General features: G+C 56.8%; 20 protein-coding genes. 15 read left to right on the forward strand and 5 right to left on the reverse strand.

The annotated features are described in order from the left end of the window. Window positions 1-2: 2 nt before the first annotated feature. Window positions 3-917: an ADP-ribosylglycohydrolase family protein gene (locus WC598_RS05490; protein WP_372960474.1), complete on the reverse strand. Its 915-nt coding sequence runs from the start codon at window positions 915-917 to the stop codon at window positions 3-5. Window positions 918-1,119: 202 nt separating this feature from the next. Between WC598_RS05490 and acs the strand changes: the two genes are divergently transcribed. Together acs and WC598_RS05500 are read left to right on the forward strand one after the other, a co-directional pair. Further along, on the forward strand, window positions 1,120-3,018 hold the full coding sequence (acs, locus tag WC598_RS05495; RefSeq protein ID WP_372960475.1) for an acetate--CoA ligase: 1,899 nt from the start codon (window positions 1,120-1,122) through the stop codon (window positions 3,016-3,018). A gap of 69 nt (window positions 3,019-3,087) precedes the next feature. Then, entirely contained in the window at window positions 3,088-3,681 is a 594-nt protein-coding gene (locus WC598_RS05500) for an acetate uptake transporter (protein ID WP_372960476.1), read from the forward strand. A gap of 20 nt (window positions 3,682-3,701) precedes the next feature. Here the strand turns inward: WC598_RS05500 and WC598_RS05505 are convergent, their stop codons facing one another. Next, window positions 3,702-4,850, reverse strand: coding sequence for an ATP-NAD kinase family protein (locus tag WC598_RS05505; protein WP_372960477.1), 1,149 nt, complete (start codon window positions 4,848-4,850; stop codon window positions 3,702-3,704). 21 nt (window positions 4,851-4,871) lie between these two features. Continuing rightward, complete coding sequence (locus tag WC598_RS05510; RefSeq protein WP_372960478.1) at window positions 4,872-6,230, reverse strand: TrpB-like pyridoxal phosphate-dependent enzyme; 1,359 nt, start codon at window positions 6,228-6,230, stop codon at window positions 4,872-4,874. A gap of 399 nt (window positions 6,231-6,629) precedes the next feature. Between WC598_RS05510 and WC598_RS05515 the strand changes: the two genes are divergently transcribed. The 5 genes from WC598_RS05515 (at window position 6,630) to WC598_RS05535 (ending at window position 11,308) form a co-directional block, all read left to right on the forward strand. Continuing rightward, a complete protein-coding gene (locus WC598_RS05515) occupies window positions 6,630-7,298 on the forward strand; it encodes a YIP1 family protein (protein ID WP_372960479.1) in 669 nt (222 codons plus the stop codon). Further along, a complete protein-coding gene (locus WC598_RS05520) occupies window positions 7,299-8,462 on the forward strand; it encodes a hypothetical protein (RefSeq protein WP_372960480.1) in 1,164 nt (387 codons plus the stop codon). Then, on the forward strand, window positions 8,432-9,148 hold the full coding sequence (locus WC598_RS05525; RefSeq protein ID WP_372960481.1) for an ABC transporter ATP-binding protein: 717 nt from the start codon (window positions 8,432-8,434) through the stop codon (window positions 9,146-9,148). Before WC598_RS05520 ends, WC598_RS05525 begins: the two co-directional genes overlap by 31 nt. After that, the gene (locus WC598_RS05530) at window positions 9,145-10,338 is read left to right on the forward strand and encodes an ABC transporter permease (RefSeq protein ID WP_372960482.1); all 1,194 of its coding nucleotides are present in this window, start codon (window positions 9,145-9,147) and stop codon (window positions 10,336-10,338) included. The genes WC598_RS05525 and WC598_RS05530 overlap by 4 nt, the downstream gene beginning before the upstream one ends. 67 nt (window positions 10,339-10,405) lie before the next feature. Beyond that, the gene (locus tag WC598_RS05535; RefSeq protein ID WP_372960483.1) at window positions 10,406-11,308 is read left to right on the forward strand and encodes a class I SAM-dependent methyltransferase; all 903 of its coding nucleotides are present in this window, start codon (window positions 10,406-10,408) and stop codon (window positions 11,306-11,308) included. A 59-nt stretch (window positions 11,309-11,367) separates the two neighbouring features. Here the strand turns inward: WC598_RS05535 and WC598_RS05540 are convergent, their stop codons facing one another. Next, entirely contained in the window at window positions 11,368-12,843 is a 1,476-nt protein-coding gene (locus tag WC598_RS05540; RefSeq protein ID WP_372960484.1) for an aspartate aminotransferase family protein, read from the reverse strand. A gap of 356 nt (window positions 12,844-13,199) precedes the next feature. Here WC598_RS05540 and WC598_RS05545 point away from each other — a divergent pair, with 356 nt between their 5' ends. The 3 genes from WC598_RS05545 to WC598_RS05555 all read left to right on the forward strand — a co-directional run bounded on the left by WC598_RS05545 (window position 13,200) and on the right by WC598_RS05555 (window position 15,569). Beyond that, window positions 13,200-13,625, forward strand: a complete 426-nt coding sequence (locus WC598_RS05545) for a PEGA domain-containing protein (protein ID WP_372960485.1) — start codon at window positions 13,200-13,202, stop codon at window positions 13,623-13,625. A gap of 201 nt (window positions 13,626-13,826) precedes the next feature. Further along, complete coding sequence (locus tag WC598_RS05550) at window positions 13,827-14,273, forward strand: hypothetical protein (RefSeq protein ID WP_372960486.1); 447 nt, start codon at window positions 13,827-13,829, stop codon at window positions 14,271-14,273. A gap of 69 nt (window positions 14,274-14,342) precedes the next feature. Continuing rightward, window positions 14,343-15,569, forward strand: coding sequence for a M23 family metallopeptidase (locus tag WC598_RS05555; protein WP_372960487.1), 1,227 nt, complete (start codon window positions 14,343-14,345; stop codon window positions 15,567-15,569). Between the two features lie 149 nt (window positions 15,570-15,718). On the opposite strand, the gene WC598_RS05560 is transcribed toward WC598_RS05555, so the two are convergent. Beyond that, window positions 15,719-16,318 (reverse strand): TetR/AcrR family transcriptional regulator, encoded by a 600-nt coding sequence (locus WC598_RS05560; RefSeq protein WP_372960488.1) that lies wholly within the window; start codon window positions 16,316-16,318, stop codon window positions 15,719-15,721. Between the two features lie 154 nt (window positions 16,319-16,472). Here WC598_RS05560 and WC598_RS05565 point away from each other — a divergent pair, with 154 nt between their 5' ends. From WC598_RS05565 to WC598_RS05585, 5 genes are all read left to right on the forward strand, one after another. Continuing rightward, window positions 16,473-17,798 carry a COG1361 S-layer family protein gene (locus WC598_RS05565; protein WP_372960489.1) on the forward strand — a complete coding sequence of 442 codons (1,326 nt, stop codon included), beginning with the start codon at window positions 16,473-16,475 and terminating at the stop codon, window positions 17,796-17,798. After that, window positions 17,785-19,002 (forward strand): ABC transporter permease, encoded by a 1,218-nt coding sequence (locus WC598_RS05570; RefSeq protein ID WP_372960490.1) that lies wholly within the window; start codon window positions 17,785-17,787, stop codon window positions 19,000-19,002. The genes WC598_RS05565 and WC598_RS05570 overlap by 14 nt, the downstream gene beginning before the upstream one ends. A gap of 2 nt (window positions 19,003-19,004) precedes the next feature. Beyond that, window positions 19,005-19,712 (forward strand): ABC transporter ATP-binding protein, encoded by a 708-nt coding sequence (locus tag WC598_RS05575; protein WP_372960491.1) that lies wholly within the window; start codon window positions 19,005-19,007, stop codon window positions 19,710-19,712. A 638-nt stretch (window positions 19,713-20,350) separates the two neighbouring features. Further along, window positions 20,351-20,899, forward strand: coding sequence for a PadR family transcriptional regulator (locus tag WC598_RS05580; protein ID WP_372960492.1), 549 nt, complete (start codon window positions 20,351-20,353; stop codon window positions 20,897-20,899). Continuing rightward, window positions 20,886-22,136 (forward strand): M28 family peptidase, encoded by a 1,251-nt coding sequence (locus tag WC598_RS05585; protein WP_372960493.1) that lies wholly within the window; start codon window positions 20,886-20,888, stop codon window positions 22,134-22,136. Before WC598_RS05580 ends, WC598_RS05585 begins: the two co-directional genes overlap by 14 nt. Window positions 22,137-22,398: the final 262 nt, after the last annotated feature.

The raw sequence follows: 22,398 nt of genomic DNA on the forward strand, positions 1-22,398 counted from the left end.
GACTACATCTGTTCGAGTTTCCGGTTATGGAGGTTATACAACCGCTGGCCGAGCAGTTCTATCCTCTGCCGGTCCTCAAGACCTTCGAGAAGATCGGCAGGCAGGGCATCCATGCCACGGGATGCACCGAGGTAGGCACCACAGAGGAGGGCGATGGTATCGGTATTTCCTCCGGCATTCGCCGACACGGTGAGGAGATCCGGGGGGTGGGCATACCGGCTGATGAGGAAGAAGGCGATGGGGAGGGTCTGGAACACCGAGACATCGTTGCCAATCTTCAGGAGCGCAGTTTCTGTATCCATGCCATCCTTTTCCATCATAAGGGCGTTCCTTATCTTACCGCCCAGGACTTCATCTTCCACCTGGGCCTGTTCAACGGCTTTCCTTATCGGGTCAGGTGTTTCGTGCAGGGTATGGTAGATGAGGGCGACAAACGTTGAAACCGCAGCATGGGCTGCCGGGTGGGTATGGGTGACGTTACAGGCGCGGACTGCCCACCCGGATCCTTCACTTATGCCCGGGAACGCCAGGGCAAACGGGATAGATCCCGGAAGGCAACCGGAGGTTGTGGACTTGACACCCTGGAGCGGGCCGTTTCCCTTACCCTGGTGCTCACAGACTGCCGAGATCGAGCCGTCGGGGAACCGGAGGGCTCCCCGGGAGTAGAGCTCGCGGAGAGCCGCGGCATACCGTTCTTCATTGTACTTGCCATCAGCAAGAAGGGTTCCGGTCAGGAGCATCAGCTGGGTATCATCGGTAAACTGACCGGGGTTGAGCCCTTCATTGGGGTGACCTTTGTACGGGCGCCGGTACCCGTATTTCATCTTATTGAGGTTGGGGGCATTACTCTCGTTGGGCATGCCGAGCGCATCGCCCATTGCAGCACCAAGCAGGCACCCCTTGAATTTGCTGAGCATCGATCTTATATTGAAAAACCCGGATAGATAACCCTTCGTATCACCATTCGTCAAGCGAGGGTAGCGGAAACTCTTGTATAATTTATCACGATTCTACACGATGTGGGAAATATTTAAGTCCCGGTAATCCAATTGTTCTTCATCACCACCAAATTATAAATATCATGTCCTACATGATTAATAATGTAGAATTGGAGACTGTATGACAGAAGACTTTGATGTCAGGCTGGTAGAGAGTACCGTCCGTTATACGCCCGACCCTTCCTACAAACGGAACTCCCGGGTGGGTGACTATGAAAAAGCGTACAAGGATTTCCTTGCGGATCCCGATGCATTCTGGAGATCCATTGCACAGGACCTGGAGTGGATACGCCCCTTCGATACCGTCAAGGAATGGAACTTCCCGTATGCGAAATGGTTTGTCAATGGAAAACTCAACATAACCGCCAACTGCCTTGACCGCCATGTCCGGGGAGACCGGCGCAACAAGGTTGCACTGATCTGGAGGGGTGAGGATGGCAAAGAACGCGTCTTCACCTACCAGAAACTGTTAACGGATGTGATGCGGTTTGCAGCCGGGCTTCGGAAAATAGGTGTTCAGAAAGGTGACAGGGTCTGTATCTACATGCCGATGGTCCCGGAGCAGATCATAGCCATGCTGGCCTGCGCCCGTATCGGGGCGGTCCACAGCGTAGTATTTGCCGGATTCGGCGTGACTGCCCTCAACATGAGGATTCGTGAAGCCGAAGCAAAAGTGGTCATCACGGCAGATATTTCCATCCGGCGCGGCAAGGCCATCCCTCTCATCACCACGGTCCAGGAATCGATCCTGAACGCCCCGAGTGTCGAGCACCTCATCATCCTGAGGCGGCGGCGGGAACCACCCATAGACATCCGGCCGGACTTCGAGATCGACTTCTACGGGCTCATGGAAGATGGGGGCACGGTCTGCCCCCCCGAGGTCATGGACGCCGAGGATCCCCTCTTCATGCTCTACACGAGCGGGTCGACCGGGACACCGAAGGGGATCGTCCACACCTGCGCCGGGTACATGGTCGGGACGTACTACACGACAAAATACGTCTTTGACATCAAGGAGAATGACATCTACTGGTGTACTGCCGACCCGGGATGGATCACCGGCCACAGTTACATAGTGTACGGCCCGCTTGCCGCGGGGGCAACGGTCTTCATAACAGAGATGACTCCCGACTACCCGGATCCGGGGATCTGGTGGAAACTCATCGAGGAGCAGAAGATCAATATCCTGTACACCGCCCCGACCGCCATCCGGATGTTCATGAAGATGGGGGAGGAGTGGCCGGACAAATACGACTTAAGTTCCCTCAGAGTCATCGGTTCCGTGGGAGAACCCCTGAACCCGGAAGCGTTCGTCTGGTACCACCATGTTATCGGAAAAGACCGGTGTCCCATCATCGACACGTGGTGGCAGACCGAGACCGGCATGCAGATGATCACGACCATGGTCGGAGAGCCGATGCGCCCGGGATTTGCCGGAAAACCCATACCCGGCGTTGTGGCCGACGTGGTCGACAAGGACGGGAAGTCCGTGCCACCGGGAACCGGGGGGTTCCTTGTCATAAAGGAGCCCTGGCCCGCAATGTTCCGGACCGTGTACGGCGACGATGAACGCTACCGAAAATACTGGTATACGATCAACGGGATGTATACGGCAGGCGATCTTGCGGTCAAAGGCAAGGACAATTACATCATGGTTCTCGGCCGGGCTGACGACATCATCATTGTTGCCGGGCATAACATCGGCACTGCCGAAGTGGAAAGTGCCCTTGTTTCGCACCAGGCCGTTGCTGAAGCGGCAGTTATCGGCAAGCCGGATCCCATGAAAGGCAACTCGATCAAGGCGTTTGTCATCCTGCGCCACGATCACAAACCCAGCGAAAAACTCATCCACGACCTGATCTATCACGTCCGGATGACACTGGGCCCGATAGCCGTTCCGCACGAGATAGAGTTTGTCGACAAACTCCCAAAGACCCGCAGCGGCAAGATCATGCGCAGGGTGCTCAAAGCAAAGGAGATGGGCATCGACCCGGGCGACATTTCCACCTTAGAGGACTGACGCCACAATTTTTTATAATGAGAAAAGAATGGAAATTCAACAATCATCCACCACACACGGAAGGGAATTATGACGCAGGAATCAAAAACAGAATGTGTTTCGGTAAAGAATCTTGACATAACCGCAAACCCGGCGCCGCTCGGGCTCATAGCGTTTGGTATGACCACCGTGCTCTTAAACCTCCACAATGCGGGGTTCTTTGCACTGGGATCGATGATCCTTGCCATGGGGATCTTCTACGGGGGACTCGCCCAGATCATTGCCGGTATCGAGGAGTGGAAGAAGAACAACACGTTCGGGGCAACCGCCTTTACCTCGTACGGGCTGTTCTGGCTGACACTTGTCGCCATTCTCATGCTGCCAAAGCTCGGCCTCGCAGATGCAACGGACAAGACCGCCATGGCTGCATACCTCTTCATGTGGGGGTTGTTCACCGCGGTCATGTTCATCGGGACGCTGAAGGCAAACAGGGCGCTCCAGTTCGTGTTTGCAACGCTTGCGATCCTGTTCTTCCTGCTCGCCCTCGGGGACATCACCGGTAACGCGACCATCACGGTGATTGCGGGCTACGAAGGGATCATCTGCGGATTCTCTGCAATCTACGCGGGTCTTGCCCAGGTCCTCAACGAGATGTACAAGCGGACGGTTGCCCCATTAGGATAACCCCTGTTCTTTTTCTTTTTTTATTCCATTGTGGAAAAGGTTTCACCGGTACCCGTTCCATTCCGGGCAGGGACCGGGTGAATTCGTTTCCGCTGGGCTATCCGGTATCCTGATATAACCTGTATGGACGGCCCGAATGCCGCATCGAGAGCCTGATCCCCGGAATCGATATAGAGCTCGGGTGTTTCCTGCAGTTTATGCGGGGTTGCGACAACGATGAGGTTTTTTATCCCCGCAAGCCTGACAAGACCCGCACTGATCTGCTGGTTGCCCCGGCCAAGGATGAAACCCTGTGCGCCGATAGGGCTGATAAGGATCCGGACCTCCTCTTCCTGCCGGGCCAGTTCAAGAAGGGTTTTCTCATCCGCATCCGCGGCAACGAGCACCCCGTCCCGGATGGCATCGACACCGAGAAGGGTCTTCTTTACGCCGATACGATGCGCTATCGCTTCCGTTGTTGTCCCGGCCCCGAGGATATAGAGCGTGTCCGGCAGGATCACTTCCTGCATGAACCGGGCGATCTCCTGCTTGGCGCGTTCTTCGTCGGGTTCCTCGTACACCTGTTTTGATACCTGCACCTTCCCCGGGAGGGCGGGTGTCCGGGCAATACCGAAGATCCGGGTCTTCAGCACTCCCGCCCGGTAGGCCTCTTCATCCACGTCAAGGATCTCGGAGTCCCGGAGGTGTTTCGTACCGGATACCTGCACGAGTTCGGCAGCCGTTGCCGGATCAACGGCAAAGACTGCGGAGTACATCTTGACTCCCGCCGGAATCCCGAGCAGCGGCAGATCCCTGCCGACAATGGCGAAAATATCCCGGGCGGTCCCGTCGCCGCCACAGAACAGGATCAGGTCAGCACGGGCAGCCAGGAAGAGACGGGCTGCGGCCATGGTATCCCGGGCGCTGCTTTCCCCGGAAAACGTGTACCCGGTTTCGAAATCCCCGATACCGGCTTCCCGCAGGAGATCCTCTCCCATTGCACCGGAACACGTGAGGAAATGCAGGTCTTTTGCCCGGGCAAGATGCCTAAGGGTGATGAGCGCCCGGTTCTGGGCCCGGGGGAGTGCCCCGCGCCGGCGGGCCTCGTCCACATTGCCATCGGTCCCCTTCAGCCCCACCGGGCCGCCCATCCCGGCAACCGGGTTGACGATGAGACCGATCCGTTTCATAAAAGAGATGGGGGGACTCCTTTATTGGATCTTGGGTATCCGCCCGATGGCCTGTTTGATGAGCTCATCGGGATACTCGTAGTCCACAAGCTTTCCCGAATAATAGTCATCATAGGCCGTCATGTCGAAATTGCCGTGGCCCGAGCAGTTGAAGAGGATCGTCTTCTCCTCACCGGATTTTTTGCATTTCATGGCCTCGTCAATTGCACATTTCACCGCGTGGGAAGTCTCGGGGGCCACAATAATTCCTTCGGTCCGGGCAAAGGTCTGGGCCGCTTCAAAGACTTCGCTCTGGTGATAGGAGACCGCCCGCATAACGCCGTCATGCACGAGACGGGATACAATCGGGGAATCCCCATGGTAGCGGAGCCCCCCGGCATGCATGGAGGGCGGGACAAAGTCGTGGCCGAGCGTGAACATCTTCATGAGCGGGGTGAGGCCGGCCACATCGCCGAAGTCATAGGTGTAGAGACCTTTTGTCAGGGTCGGGCAGGATGCCGGTTCAGCCCCGATGATATCCACGTCCTTGTGTTTGCCGGTCATCTTGTCGCCCGCAAACGGGAACCCGATCCCACCAAAGTTCGATCCGCCGCCGACACACCCGATCACGACATCCGGGTAGCTATCCACCATAGCCAGCTGTTCGCGGCATTCGAGCCCGATTACGGTCTGGTGGAGGCAGACATGGTTCAGCACCGAGCCGAGCGCATAGTTGGTATTGGTATGGGTGGCCGCATCTTCAACAGCCTCGGAGATGGCGATCCCAAGGGCCCCGGGGGTATCAGGGTCTTTCTCCAGAACAGCCCGCCCGGAGTTTGTCCGGGTGCTGGGGCTCGGGATACACTCTGCTCCCCAGACATGCATCATGGATTTCCGGTAGGGCTTCTGGGTGTAACTGGACCGGACCATGTAGATGGTGCACTCGAGATCGTAGAGCATGGTTGCAAAGGCAAGAGCTGAGCCCCATTGCCCGGCGCCGGTCTCGGTTGCGATACGCTCCATTCCCGCCTTCATGTTGTAATAGGCCTGGGGGATCGATGTGTTCGTCTTGTGGCTCCCCGCCGGGCTGACGCCCTCCCACTTGTAGTAGATCTTTGCCGGGGTCTTGAGGAACTTCTCAAGCCGGTGTGCCCGGTACAGGGGGCTCGGCCTCCAGAGCCGCAGGACATCCTGCACCTCTTCAGGAATGGCGATATGGCGTTCCGTGGAAACTTCCTGACGGATCAGCTCCATCGGGAAGATCGCCGCAAGATCCTGGGGACCAACCGGTTTCTGGGTCTTTGGATGAAGCGGGGGATCGAGCGGTGTGGGCAGATCTGCCTGGACATTATACCAGTTCTTTGGCATCTGCTCCTCATCGAGGAGGATTTTCGTCTGCATACCCAATAGTTGCTTTGTACAAATATATACATTGTGGAACATAATTGTTTAATGATGTAATTTATTGTGCGTTTTGAGGGATCGTGAAACGCGCCCACAGGGAATGAAATGACCGTAATTTCCTGATACATCCTGTTCCCGCAAAAACATATTATTCCCGGCATACAACACAGAGTAGAGACAATTATCGCGCGGTCGACAGGACCGGTAGTTCGGAGAGGTAATGAAAAAACCGTTTTTGGGGAGATTGTCACATCCGGCGGGAAAAATGTTATGGGTTCGATGAGGAGGGCGGCGGAATATTTATTTCAGTCAACATCAAAGCGTTGACACACACCTTCCCCTCCCGGGAAATGTATCCACACAACAATTGTAGTTTAACATGAAGCGGTGAAACCAATGAATCGTTCCTTTACTGATATATTAATAAAACCGAATGAATTCTTTGCAGACGTCATGGGCGAACAAGAGAATTTCAGGCTTCCCCTCATTATCCTGCTCGCAGGCGGGATCATTGCTGCCGGGTACGGGTACCTGATCGGCGGGGTGACGGCAAAAATGATGTCCGGTGCCCTTCCGGGTATTGACATCATTATCACGCTCTCCTCTGCAATTGGCGCACTCATCGGAGTGTTCATCTTCTGGATCGTCTGGGCCGGGATCGTCTTTCTCATCTCCTCAGCGTTCAAGGGCAAGGGCACGTTCAGGCGGACCCTGCAGGTCACCGGGTACGGGTATCTCCCGCAGGTGTTCGGGTCGCTCATCACCCTGATTGCTGCATTTGAATATGTGCCAAGAATCGTAGTACCCCAGATCTCTTCGGCAATGATGCAGGACCCGGCTGCTATGCAGGGCTTCACAACTGCCCTGCTGCACGATCCCGCCATGCTGGAGCTCACCCAGATCACGACCGTCATTACAATCGTATTCCTCCTCTGGAGCGCCAATATCTGGATATTCGGGCTCCAGCATGCTCGGGGAATCAGCACACGGGATGCAGCCCTCACGGTTGGTATCCCCATCGTTATTTACATCGCATACCTTGTCTACACTCTCGGAGCTTTCTGAATGAGAAGATCGTCGCATATTACCATTGTCCTTGCCCTCCTGGTCCTGGCAGCCCTGGCCGGCGTTGTCCAGGCATATGAAACACCGGAATCCATTGTTGCTGCAAGCAAAGTCTATGTATCGAATGTTGTCTATGACCCCGGTTCGTTCTTTACCGGGGACCAAGGAACCGTCACCGTGTACGTGACCAATGCCAACACCAACCAGAGCGCGGTAGTAAATCACGTCTCTTTCGGCGACACGGATATCCGGCTGACGAGCCGGCCGTACGACAGCACAACCAATATCGGCCCTCTCCAGACCCAGCAGTTTGTCTTCTCAGTCGTGACCCAGGCAAAGGAGGGGACCTATTACCCGGCGTTCACCCTGACATTCAGGGATGCCGACAGCCTGTACTACCGGGCAACCGTCAAAGTGGACAACACCCCCCTTGAGATGAGCATTGTCGACAAGCCGGATGCCTACTCTGCGGGCAAGAAGAAAACCGTGTACGTCCTGGTTGCAAACCCGCGGGACAACACGGTGAACAACGCAATCCTTGAGGTCACCGGCCCGGGAATCTCCACAACCCCGTCAAAGACATTTATCGGGGATATAGCCCCCGGGGCAAAAATCCCCCTGAATTTCACCATCAGCGCAGAACAGCCGACCACGGCAACTTTAACCCTGAAGTACGACAACGGGGATGATACCCACAGCGTTACAACAGAACTCCCCGTCACGTTCGGCCTGGATAAAAAGCAGGCTAATCCGATCATCAGCAATGTCCAGGTCAAGCCGGATGTCGGTTTCTACCACATTACCGGGGATGTGACCAATGCCGGCCTGGAGAATGCAAACTCGGTCACCGTGACCTCCCTCTCACCGGCAGAACCACGGGACCCGTACCGGACCTATGTGATTGGGATCCTCAAACCCGATGACTTCGGGAGCTTCGAGGTCACGTTTGCCGCCGCGACCAACGTGACAAGCGTCCCCCTCCAGATGTCCTTCAAGGACGCAGACGGGAACATCTACACGTCCGTTCAGGACGTCCAGGTCTCAGGGATCACCCCTGCATCCACGCAGAAGAGCACCGCGCCAATTATCCCTGTTATCGCCATCGTGATCATTGTCGCAGCGTTTGCGGGCGGATGGTACTTCTATCTCAGGAAAAAGAAGTGACACCCCTCATGGCAGACATACCCGTAATGTCCTTTGAGGACGTTGTCAAGGTCTACCCGCTCCCTGCCGGGGATGTAACCGCACTGGACGGGGTCTCGTTCCGGGTTGACCGGGGCGAATTCATCTCCGTCATGGGCCCGTCGGGATCGGGAAAATCCACGCTCCTGAATATGATGGGGTGCCTGGATACACCCACGTCCGGCGATATTTACATTAGCGGCACACGCATCGGCGATATGTCGGACATGGAGCTCACCAACCTCCGCAGGGACCGGATCGGGTTCATATTCCAGTACTTCAACCTCTTCCCCCTCCTCAACATCATCGAGAACGTGACCTTTCCCATGTTGCTGAAATCCCAGAAATCGGTTGATCCCGAGCGGGGGAAGGAGGTGCTCCGGTCCGTCCAGCTGGACGAGAAACTCTTCACCCACACGCCAACCGAACTCTCGGGAGGCCAGCAACAGCGGGTTGCAATAGCCCGTGCGCTCATCAACAATCCCGACATCCTCCTCTGCGATGAACCGACGGGAAACCTTGATTCGAAAACCGGTGCCGGTATCATGGACCTGATGACCGAGCTCAACCGGAACGGCACAACCATCATCATGGTCACCCACGACCCCCACATAGCTGAATATTCCCGGCGGACGATCCGGATTGCTGACGGGAGGATTGTCTCATGATCTTCTGGGAGATCGCCAAACGGAACATCCGGCTGCACTTTCTCCGGTCAACGCTCGCGATGCTCGGGATCGTGATAGGCGTAGTAGCCATAGCATCGATGGGGATCCTGGGAAACAGCCTTGTCGCAACCGTATCGGACAGCCTTTCATCGGTCGGGGACAGTGTCATCGTTACCCCGTATACCGGTGGCGGGGGTATGAGGATGGGGGGCGGAGGTACTGGCAGCACCGAGAACCTGAAGATCACCGATCAGAACTTCCAGCAGATCAAACGGGCGGTGGCACCGGGTGTTGCGATACCGGTGCTATCGACATCTGAGCGGATGAAGGTGGGTGTGGGCAGCGATGATATCGTTGCAACGGTATATGGTGTCGATCCCAAGTATCTCCCGGATCTCAACCTTGAGTTAACCTCGGGGAGTTTCAACAATGCAAACTCCGGGTGCCTTGTCGGGTCGGAGTTCGCCAAGGATAACAATATCAAAGTCGGCTCCCGGATTTCCATGGGCACCGATGGTTCGAAGGGGGCGCTCCGCGTTACCGGGATCATCGAGGAACGGGGGATGAGCTTTGATCTCAGCACCGATAATGCGGTTGTTGCCACCCAGGACTGGTTTGACAACACCTATAACCGGGATACCTACGACCAGGTAGTTGTCAAGGTGAAAAGCGGTCAGGATACCGCGGATGTCAAGACCACCATCGAGAAACAGCTCAACAAGCGGGACAAGATAGTCTCGGTGATGGACAGCAAGGCCACCCTCGCCTCAATCTTCGAGACGTTTGGGGCGGTTACCACATTTGTTACCGCAATCGGCGGGATCTCGATGATTGTTGCCGGGGTTTCGATCTTCAACATCATGATGATGTCGGTCAACGAGCGGATCAAGGAGATCGGGATCATGCGCAGCATCGGGACCCAGAAGAAGGAGGTGATGAGCATGTTCATCTACGAGGCGGCGATCATCGGCGTTATCGGGAGTGTTATCGGGGGAATTCTGAGCCTTGTTGCGGGATATGCCATCAGCGCCCTGATGCTCCAGTCAACCAAGTACCTGTTCACCGTTGCAACCGCGATCTCTGTTGCAGAAGGCGTTGGGTTCGGGATCGTGATCTGCCTTGCCTGCGGCCTTTACCCGGCCTGGCAGGCAGCGAACATGAATCCCATCGACGCCCTCCGGCACGAATGATTTTTCTTTTCACTATTTCCCTTTTTTCAGGTGAGCCTTATTACCGGTCACAGACATACTCAGTGCTATGACTCCTTCGGTACCGGCAGCAGTTGATCCTGACTGGAACGAAGTCTGGAAAATGCGACAGGAGAGTCACGAGTCCTCAAAACTCACCAGCGATCCTTCCCACGACTGGAATAAAAAGGAGAACGCGGAGCGGTATGATGCGAATGCGAGGGGCGAGTATGATGACCGGGTAAAGACCACCATCGCTTCCCTTCCGATTGACAGGAATTCCCGTATACTGGATATTGGTGCCGGTCCGGGAACGCTTGCTATTCCCCTCGCCCCCTTTGTTCAGGAAATCACCGCCGTGGAACCCGGAGCCGGGATGGTGGGGCTGCTCAAAAACCGTGCAGAGCAGCAGGGGATACGGAACATAACCTGCGTGCAGAAGACCTGGGAGGATATCGGCCTTACCCGCGATCTCGCGGCGCCGTATGACATCGTGATAGCCTCGCTCTCCCTGACCATGCATGATATCCGCGAGGCGTTAAAAAAGATGGATGCTGCGGCTTCCGGTTCAGTCCACCTTTTCTGGTTTGTGGATATGCCCTTCTGGGAGAAGATGTATGCCGATCTCTGGGAGCCGCTCCATGGGCGCCCGTATTACTCAGGGCCAAAGGCGGACTGCCTTGTTATGGTCCTGTATCAGATGGGGATCTATCCCGACGTGACAATGCTTCCTATCGCCAAAGAGTACCGGTTTACGAGCCGGGAGGAGATGCTCTCATTCTTCGTGACACGATTCGGTGCCACCACGCCACTGCAGGAACAAATTGTCAAAGAGTACATCACGCCACGTATGCGGCAGCAGGGCAGCGACGTGGTCATTTCAGGAGATTCCACATTTGCCCACATCCGGTGGAAGAAGAAGCAATCCAAAAAGATTGAGGGAAATAATCCACGGCATACCGATTTGCGGTAAACTCCTGCAGGAACACCATATAAAACCGGTCAGAGTTCCTGCGGGCGCTTTTCCTTAACTCAGGCAATCCCGTTCCCGATCCGGATCACTTCCCGCACCAGCAGATCGAAGTCGTCTCTCCGGCTGCGGTGGTTGGTGATGGCAACGTGCAGGTACTTCCTGCCCCGGATGCTGACGGTCGAGGGGACGGCTATTCCCTGCTCCTGAAGTTCGGTCTCGATCTGCTTGTTCAGGTCATTGAGCCGGGTATCGGCAAGACCGGGACGCACATAGCGGAAGTTCACGATATTCAGCGAGACCGGCAGCGCAAGCTCGAGCTCCCGGGCATCCCGCACCAGCCCTTCCAGGTAGTGCGCCTGTTCGATGTTCTGCTGGATCAGCCGGCCGTATTTCTCGGTGCCTTGCTCTTTGATGGTCATCCAGGCCTTGAGCGCGAGGAATCCCCGGGAGAGCTCAAAACCGTAGTCGGAGAGCCATGGCACGTCCACGCCGGTCAGGCCGCGATCGCCTTCGCCATGGGCAAGGTAGGTCGGGGTGAGGGAGAAGGTATTGCGGTGGGCCTGGGCATCCCTGACAAGGACACAAGCGATGGGGTACGCCAGGTACATCCACTTGTGCAGGTCGAACGCGAGCGAGTCCGCCCGTTCCATCCCCGCTACGAGGTCCCGGTACTTCGGGGAAATGGCAGCCCAGGCGCCAAAAGCTCCGTCAACATGGAACCAGCACCGCTCCTCCGCACAGATGTCGGCCAGGGCACCCAGATCATCGATGGCCCCGGTGTTTGTGGTCCCGGCAGCCCCGACAACGCAGACCGGGTGGCAGCCGCGTGCCCGGTCGGCTGCGATCATCTCCCGCAGGGCCAAAGTGTCGATCTGCAGGGATTCGTTCACCGGTACCCGCCGGAGTGCATCGTTGCCGAACCCGAGCAGTTCAACCGCTTTCTGGACCGAGGAGTGGACTTCTTCGGAACAGTACAGGGTCATCTGCTTTCCTGCTCCCTGCATTCCCTGTGTCCGCACATCGTACCCGGCCATCGTGTTCCGGGCCACCGCGAGGCCGATCAGGGTCGAGGACGAGCACCCGCTCGTGATAAGTCCGCTCGTGCCGGGCGGGAAACCAAGGAGCGCCCTGCACCAGTCCACGACCTGCATCTCCACGTAGTTGTTGCTCATGTAGGAGAACGCACCGCTGACCGCGTCCGTCGAGGCTGCCAGCAGCTCGGAATACATCCCCATCACCGTCCCGCACCCCGCAACCCAGCCCCAGAAACGCGGGTGGCTGTTGCCCACCTGGTACGGAAGGACCGACCGGACGTACTCCCGGTACACCTCTTCCGGGGGCAGAGGGCCGGTGGGGGGAGGCCCATCGAAGCCGGCCCGGATCTCCGGCGGGGCATGCTGCCAGACCGGCCGGTCCCGGATCGTCTCGATATAGTCCATCGTATCATCCACGATACGGTGACCCAGCGCCCGCATGGAAGCCCAGTCTTCAGGGTCCAGCGTCTCTTCCCGGATTATCTCTCTTCGCTTCTCCATTCGTATCCTTCCCTGAAAGGGCATGGGCAGCGTTTCACTGGCAGGGGAATTGCCGCTCCAGCCCGGAATGAATAAGAGTGAACCGGTAACCAAGAAATCAGTTGCGGGATCCGGTGAATTCAGCATAGGCAGGCCGGGGGGAGGGTTTTGAAATGTATGCAGCGTTCAGAAATACCGGGTCGCAACGTGCGACACCTGCTTTCAGATAATTTCTGTTAAAAAGCGTAGATGATGTAAAGAATAATTTGTGGATCAACTCCGGTCAGCTTAAAAAAATCCCGGCCTGACTGCCCCTGCCCGGCTCCCGCACACGGTTGCAAGGGAATATATAATTTGAATAATAGATTGGAAATATTATGATTAAGATACTAGTACTTGCCCTTCTCATCTTCGGCATCATAACTGCAGGATGCAGCAGTCCCGCGCCGCAGCAGGCAGCCGGTACGCCCAAGCCGACCCAGACCTCCCACTACTACTATGGAAACGGCAGCTTCAATGTCAACGGCACGTTCCAGCAGGTGAACGGCACGCTCCATATCACATCGATGCCCCCGGGTGCGGATGTCTATATGGATAACACCTACCTGTGCCGGACCAATTGCGGCCTCTCCTATGCCATCCCGCCCGGCCGCCACTCCCTTGAGTTCCGCATGGACGGGTACGAGACGGTCATGTACCCGGTCACGGTGGAGAAAGGAGGCATGGACGGGATCAACGTAACCCTTGGAAAGAAAGCAGGCAGCCTGCCGGTTACGTCTGCGACCGCGACCGGGACATCATAGGATCTCCGGGAGGATTTCCCCATGACAACGCACTGCGGGAGGAGGAAAACCGTGAACACACGGGATCGCAGCCGGCATATGTACAAAAAGGACAGGAGCTGATGCTATCGACCGATTCGATCAGACACTGATCAAAAACCGGTCAGCGGATGAACACCGGCCCGCCCGAAAAATCCCGGCCGGAACATCCGGGAGCCGGCCATGACCCGCGGACGCAAACCGCTCATGGCGCTCCGCGAGGCCGTGCTGATCGCAAAGAAGCGGGGCGAGACCCGCCAGTTCATGCACGAACCGGGTATAATCTGCAACTTCGTGATCTACTGCATCTGTTTCGTGGCGCACGTCCGGATAAAAAGGGTCACCCGGGTCCACTGCTCCCATGCATGGATCGAGCGGGAGGCGGCCGATGCGCTCGCAACCCTTCGGGCGATTGCCTCCGGCCCCGGAATCTCCCGCGAGCTCTGGGTCTTCCTGCTCCGGGGGTCGTTCCGGTTCTTCCGGGTCACAGACACCGGGCTCATCGAGCTCAGTCGTGACGGCTCGGTGATGCCGGAACCGGAAAAACCCGGGCCGAAAGCCCGGGCACAGCCGGCTATGGTTGGACGGGGGGCAATTTCCCCGGACCCCTTGCCCGGCAGCGAAAGATGAGGGTCCGGAAAGCCGGGACACAGAGACATCCTTTTATTTTCCGGTATACGTATCACTCAATACAGTACTATGTCACCGATATTCCGGTTCCTTATTCCTGCGCTTGTCATAACGGCCATACTCCTTGCCGGCTGCACCCAGCCCTCACCCGGAAATATTCCGGCACCCGCCACACCTTCCCTGAATATGACCGTACCGTTTGCACCGGTCCCGGTCCCTGCTGCGAGCGGAACGCAGATTGCGTACGAACTCGAACTCGTCCCGGCCGATGGCAAAGTACCGGTCATCGATAAGGTGGAGGCTCTCGATCCTGCCACCGGGACCGTCCTTTTCAGCGCCGATGACGACCTGCTTGCTGCGATCTACCACCCGGCTGCCGTCCCGCCCCCGACCCCCGGGGAACTCTTAAACGGCACGGGAAAAGTGCCCCGGCCCCGCATTTCCATCTGGTTTGACGTAAAGCCCGGTGCCATGCCGGACCGGCTCGTCCACACCATCACCCTGAACCGGTCGGCTTCCGGCCTGCCCCCGGCAACCATCACCGGCGGGGACGTTGTTGTGCGCAAGGATGCTGCACCGGTTGTGATCGGGGCCCCGATGTCCGGCCCGGGCTGGATGGCCATGGAGACAACATCGCCGCTGACCCACCACTTCCGCGCCCAGATCACGATGAACGGGACAACCCGGGTTCCCCAGCGGTTCGCCCAGGACTGGATCCTGCTGGACCCGAAAACGGGGCAGGCCGCCAGCGGCAATGCATCGCTTGCCCGGAACTATTTCGGGTTCGGGAAGGAGATCCTTGCAGGAGCGGACGGGACCGTGGTTTCAGCTTCAGACGGCCTGCCGGACATTGAGACGATCTACTCGGCCCCGCCGGCAACCATTGATACCGCAGCCGGCAATTACGTGATCATCGATATCGGGAACCGGAAATACGCGTGCTATGCCCACATGGTCAACGGGTCCATCCGGGTAAAAGCCGGTGATGTTGTAAAGGAAGGGCAGGTGATCGGCCTTATGGGCAACAGCGGGAACTCCGATATCCCGCACCTCCATTTCCAGGTTGTGACGGGTACGCCGTCATTTTTAGGAGCGGAAGGGTATCCCCACGTGTACCGCTCGTTCGATTCCCTGGGCAGGGTCAACCAGACCAAAGCTGCAGAGCGGCAGGCCACCCCGGGATATACCATGAACCGGCTCTGGTCGGAGATGGGGATCTTTGCGGAGTATCTGAAAACACCGGTATCCCGGCAGAACCTGTTGCCGGAGAATAACGAGATCGTCAGGTTCCCCTGACGGTTCATCCCGTTTATTCAGCAAAATACCGGTCAGTGCCTGGGTGGGACGGCGAGCAGGCAAAGACGCCGGGGAGCGGCTGATCGGACGGATTTTCTCTTTCCGGGACAATGTTATTATCAGGGAGGTGACATCCCCGGGCAGTACCCTCACGTGCGGGGTCCGATCTTCAGGATCCGCTCCGTTGCCATGATCCATGCCATCCGTCCTTTCTCCGGATCTTTTCCTAGAATGTGTGTCATCATCCCAAGACCGATGGTCAAGGCATAGATGGCCCGGACCGCCTCGTCCAGGTCAACATCTCCCGGGATCTGGCCGGACTTCTGGAAACGGGCGATAGCAGTTTCGATGAGGGCGCTGTTCTCTTCAAGCAGGCTGTCGATCTTTTTGCGGAAGACCGGATCTTCCGGCAGCCCGGCCATGGCCTGGATGAAGATCGGGATGAACGGTTTTGGCTGGAGGAAGATGAAGTCTGCGGCCCGGTCGAGGACTTCATGGATATCATTCTCATCCTGCCAGGGTTCAAGGATGTGGTTGCGAATGATACGGATCAACTCAACAATAACGTCCTGCATGAGCGAACCGCTGCTTGTGAAGTACGCATAGAACGCACTCTTCGTGACGCCGACTTTTTTTGCTAACGCATCAAGGGTCAGCGCTCCCCAGCCCTCGGACGCTGCTACATCAAGCGCAGCTGCAATGATCTTCTTCCTGGCATCTTCCCGGTATTCAGCATTGATCCGTGGCATTCTTCCGCAACCCCCTGCTCCTCTCTTTTCATCTTGGATGTCCGGAAATAAAATTCTGTTCATCAAACTAAACATATGTTTAATTAATTGAACATCTGTACACTTTTCAGGGCATGAGTCCTGCAGAATACCGGAATTTACAGAGGAATGAACGATGGCCCCGGACAATGGAACACAACACGATCGGATGAGCGCGAAGAACACTGCACCCGGAAAACGGCGGGAAGGCGTTGGTCTGGTACTTTTCGGAGCCGTCCTTGCCACCCTGATTCTCATCGCCACGGCAGCCGCGGGGGACAACGGAGCCAGCTCCACGAATCCCACGGTGATTGTTAGCAACTATCAGGTGACACCGGCCGTCCTCCTCCCGGGGGACAAAGGGATGATCACGCTCACGATAATGAATACTGCCCAGAGTGCCTCCATTAAGGAAAATACCGGGAGCGTCACGGGCGGGACGTTTGAGAAGACCAGGAGCACGGACATCAATGTCTTTGTCGAGAACGTACACCTAGAAGGCAACGGCATCCTGATACTGACAAAGGACTTCGACCGGATCGGGGAGATCGGCCCCGGCCAGTCCGTCCCGGTCACGTTCGTCATCCAGGCCCCGGAGGAGAGCGGGATCTACTTCCCGGAAGCCTGGATCGACGTGAAGGACGGGAGGAGCACCCGGTATCCATTCACGGTGAACGTGAACACCGATCTCTCGACCCTGAAAAAGCCATCGCTTTCCGTTATCCAGGATCTTCCGGAACGCGTGGCGCCGGGTGAATCCTGCACCGCCCGGGTCACGATCCGGAACACCGGCCTCACCCGCGCCAGCGACATTTCGGTCACCGTCAACTCGAGTACGACATCCCTTGTTCTCACAACGCCGGGCCGTTCCTGGAGGGAGCAGCTGAATCCCGGCGAGGTGATGAACCTCACGCTCGGGTTTGCCACCGACAAGAACACGCCCATCGGCATCGATCCGGTCACGCTGGCGATATCCTACCGGAACCCTGACGGGAACAGCGAGAAGCAGACGGAGACCCTCGGGATCCCGGTGAAGGGAAGGGCAGCCCTTTCCGTCAAATCGCTCTCGACTGACCCGGTCCGCCCCGCGCCGGGCAACCCGTTCATGCTGGTCGTCCGCGTGGAGAATACCGGTACCGACCAGGCCACGTCCGTGAAGGCATCCCTCGACAGCCCGTTTTCGGGCACGAAGACCGCGTTCATCGGATCGGTTGACAAGAACAGCGATGCGCCGGCAGTCTTCTACCTGCAGGCAACAAAAGACGGCACGGTCCCGGTCAACCTGACCCTTTCCTACCTGGACGATTTCGGGGCGCACGAGATCACCGAGCAGGCCGAGGTCGCAACCGCACCCGGGCAGGGTCTCCTCCCGGCTGCCGTCATCCTCATCGTGCTCGGGATCGTGGGTGCTGCATACTGGTATCTCCGCATCCGCCCGGGGAAGTCTCATGCCGGGGAATGACGGGGGATGGGGGGTCTCGGTCTATCTCGCCACCCGGGCGATCCGGCGCGGGAACCGGAGCACGCTCCTCTTAACCATCCTGATCATAGCGCTCGTTGTGGTGCTGATGAATTTTCTCGGGATGATCATCAGCGGCGTTGTCACGCTCTATAACGACCAGATGATCGATTACCAGTACGGGACGGTCACCATCGAGCCCCGCGACAAGCAGACCATCATTCCGGAAGCCGGCAGTCTGGTGAAGCGGCTCAAGCAGATACCGGGCGTTGCCGGGGTTTCGGCCCACAGCTCCGCGGGGGTGACGATCACGAACACCAAGAACGGGAAGTTTCAGTCAAAATCCCTGGTTGCATTCAATCCCGCGGACGAGCAGGAGGTGACGGACTACCATCTTGTCCTGACGGACGGGGATTACCTCTCGGCAGGGGATACCGACCAGATTCTTATCGGCACGCTCCTTGCCGGCAACGAGGACGAGTCGCAGGACAAGCTCCCGTCGCTCGGGGGGGTGAAGGTCGGCGACCGCGTGCAGGTGGCCTACAGCAACGGCGTTAAGAAAACCTACCGGGTCAAGGGGATCTACGAGTCGCTCGGCGCCCTGATCGATTCCTCGGCGTTCATCACCCTTAACGAGATGGACTCGGTGATGCATACGGGGGATTCGGCAACGGAGATCCTTGTGCGGGGATCATCGGCAGACAATGCAATGCAGCTCAAGTACACCATCATGAGCTATGGCGTGGATGCGAAGGTCAAGACCTGGAGCGAGAAGGGCAAGGGCATCCTCGGCGACGCCATCTCGAGCCTCAACCTGATCAAGAACATCATGACGGTCGTGGCCCTGATCGTGGCAAGCATCGTGATCTTCATCGTGACCTACATCAACATCATCAACCGGAAGAAGCAGATCGCGATCCTCAAGGCGATCGGCGTCCGCAAGCAGGTCATCGTCGCAAGTTACCTCATCCAGGTTCTCTTCCAGTGCGCCCTGGGAATCGTTACGGGAGTCCTGCTGCTGAACGCGATCAGTTTTGCGCTGACCGTGTACCGTATCCGCTTTCCCATGGGGTATCTCACCCCGTCTCTCGAGTACGGTTCTGTTGCGCTGAGCGTGGTCCTTCTCTGCATTGTTGCAACGATCTCCGGGTTCGTGCCGGCCCGGCAGGTGGCAGACGAAGAGATCCTCGATGCCATGAAGGGATGACCATGATCGAGGTTGCGGAATTAAAAAAGATTTACCGGATGGGTGCCGTGGAGGTTGCGGCGATGCGGGGGGTTACGATCCGGATCGACCGGGGCGAGTTCGTCGGGATCATGGGGCCGTCAGGGAGCGGGAAGTCCACGCTCCTGCACCAGCTGGGCCTGCTCGACCGGCCCACGTCCGGCCGGATCATCCTGGATGGGACCGATGTGTCGCATCTGGATGACGAGCAGAGGACACGGTTCCGGCTCATGCACCTGGGCTATGTCTTCCAGGACTATGCCCTTGTCTCGGAGCTGACCGTGCAGGAGAATGTTGCGATCCCGGCCCTCATGCAGGGCCGGCCCCTGCCGGAGTGTTATGCCGCAGCAGCGGACGTGCTGGAGAATGTGGGCTTGCAAAAACGCCTCGGCCACCTGGTGCACGAGCTCTCGGGGGGCGAACAGCAGCGGGTCAGCATTGCCCGGGCGCTCGTGAACCGGCCCGCGATCGTCTTCGCGGACGAGCCGTGCGCAAACCTGGACACCGAGAACTCGCGGACCGTGCTCGATCTCTTCCGCACCGTGAACCGGGATCTCGGCCAGACGGTTGTGATGGTCTCGCACGAGCCCTGGCACATGGAGTACTTCGACCGGATCATCTTCATCCGCGACGGGATGCTGGACGAGGAGCGGATCGCCCGGGAGGGAAAGCAGGCGGGGTCGGGATCATGACCCCGGCCGGAACCCCCCCTCCCGGTCCCTATGGCTTTGCCGATGCCCGTGTGCTCCGGCCGGAGGCGGTTGTAACGTTGCTACATATTACCTCACGGAATCCCGCCGGAAAACCCTGATTTGTTCCGGGAGAATTACCGCATTTTTCCGAATTATTGCCTCCCGGGAAAAGGGGGGTGAGGCAAAACTGGTACAACGGGGTCCTATACGGGCCCGGATTGATTTTACCACGCCGATACCTTGAAACTAGCTAATTAGCATCAATTGGGAGCAGAAAGTCCCCTGCGATCGTACTGCGGATTGGGGATTTGGAGGGAGAAGGGGGGTCCGGTGACGAAATGATTGGATATTTTTCTCAATCTCAGCGATGAACCATATTCTGGCAATTTCGGGCCGGAAAAATGTGTGAGTGCCATTTCTTGAAAATTTTTTTAGAGATTCGATGAATGACTGACAGAATCATATTGGCGTGAAGGTGAACATTTTCATTTCAGAGCAGAAAAGAACCCAGAAAGTACGATGCGAAATCCTCTGGAGTGATCCGTTTTTTGGAAATTTCATATGCGGAATAAACCGACGTGCTTTCATGAACAAAAATGCCAGGTTGTTTTTATAATATTGGAACAGTACAATATTGTATGAGTACACTATCAAATATGGAGGCAGTACTGCTCGGACTCCTGACCGAGAAACCGATGCACCCGTACGAGATCGAGAAGAATGTGGTTGATCGCGATATGCGGGGCTGGACAGAGATCTCGATGTCCTCCATCTACAAGGTGCTCGGGAAACTGGAAAAGAAACTGCTTGTTGACGTGAAGATCGAGCAGGCCACGACAGGCATCCAACGGAAAGTGTACACGATCACTGACCGCGGGAGAATGGAAGTGAAGGAAAAAGTGCAGGAACTTGTTTCCGAAATTCCGGTGATCATTTACCCAGTCGAGCTCGGCCTCCACAACCTCCACCTCCTCTCCGGGGCAGAGTCAGAGGAAGCCCTTTCCTCCTATATCCGATCCATCGACCGTCAGCTCGATTGTTTTACCGGGCTCGAGACATATCTTAAAAACGATACCTCCTGCCCTTTTTACCGGATCGCTCTTGCAATACGCCGCCAGTATATCCTGAGGGCCGAGCGGGAATGGGCCAGGAGCTTCCTTTCTGAGGTGAAGAATGCCCACCACTAAGCAAAACCCCGGAGCTGCCATAAAGCAAAAAACCCGTCTCCACGACCACCTGGTCTTCCTTGCCGGGACGATTGGGGAGCGGCCGACAGGATCGGAACGAAACAGACAGGCTGCGCAATATATCGGGGAAACGCTTTCCGGACTCAGGTATGATATGGAATTTCAGAATTTCCCGATTGGTGAATGGAATGCTGCACGGGTGCAGCTCACCTGCGGCGATCTGGAGCTGCATGCAGAAGCAAATCCGTACAGCCCGGCGTGCAACTGCACAGCAGAGCTCGTGACGGCCGGTACGCTTTCGGAACTGGAAACCGCCGACATTACCGGAAAAATTCTGCTTGCCCATAACGAGCTGACAAAGGAGTACCTGATGCCACGGAACTTCCGGTTCTATCACCACGATGAGCACTGCCGGATCGTGCAGCTCATGGAAGAGAAAAAAGCCGCTGCCGTAATCACGGTCTGTCCCCGAAGCGACCAGCCGGTACATGTGATTATTGACGGTGATTTTCCGGTTCCTTCCTGCACGGTCACAGCACCAGAGGGCGCCGTTCTTTTGAAGAACGCGGGAAAGCAGGTTTTGCTCCGCATTGACGCCACAACCATGCCGGCTGTCGCAGCCAATGTCATCGGACGGTCAGGTGACAGGAGCGGGAAGAAGATCGTTCTCTGTGCCCATTTCGATACCAAGTTCTCGACACCGGGAGCGCTTGACAATGCCACCGGTGCAGCTGTACTTCTCGAGCTTGCCCGGGTCTTTCACGAACAGCCTGTTACCACCGGTCTTGAGTTTGTTTTTTTCAATGGCGAGGAATGCTACTGTGCACCGGGGGAATGCGCATATCTTGATGCCGGCTACCTTATCCCTGCCCGGGTGCTTCTCGGCATCAATGTTGACGGTGCAGGGCTCGCCGGCTCACCGGTCGGGATTTCCTGGTACGGCTGTCCTGACATACTTGTTGCAGATACTCAAAAATTTCAGGCACAATATCCGGGGATCGATCCCATGGACCCCTGGCCGCAGGGAGATCACATGATCTTCTTCATGCACCAGATCCCTTGTATCGCTATCTCTACCAAGGCAGACCCGGCCGTTATCGCACGGATAATCCATTCGGAGAATGACACCCTGGAGGGTCTTGACGAAGAGAAGATACAGGCTGTCATCGATCTGACAGAAAGGATCATCCGGCAGGTTGCCGGCACATCGAAGATATATTTCAAAAATATATCCTGATTCATTTCCTGAAATCAGAAATTTAAATGATTGTCGAAAAAAGTGTGTTCGAATCCTTGATCAGATACCATCAATTTCCTGATTTGCACATTTCATTTTTTAGGCTCCTCAACAGGAGTCATTCTATAACCATTTACCCAACCCGCTTAATCCGGTCCATTGCCTCTTTGAGCCGGTCCATCGAAGTAGCGCACGACAGCCGGATCCATCCCGGGGCATCGAACGCAGCGCCGGGGTTGCCGCAACAGGGCCCTTGTCGAGC

Source organism: Methanoregula sp., from assembly GCF_041645475.1.
Lineage (GTDB): Archaea > Halobacteriota > Methanomicrobia > Methanomicrobiales > Methanospirillaceae > Methanoregula.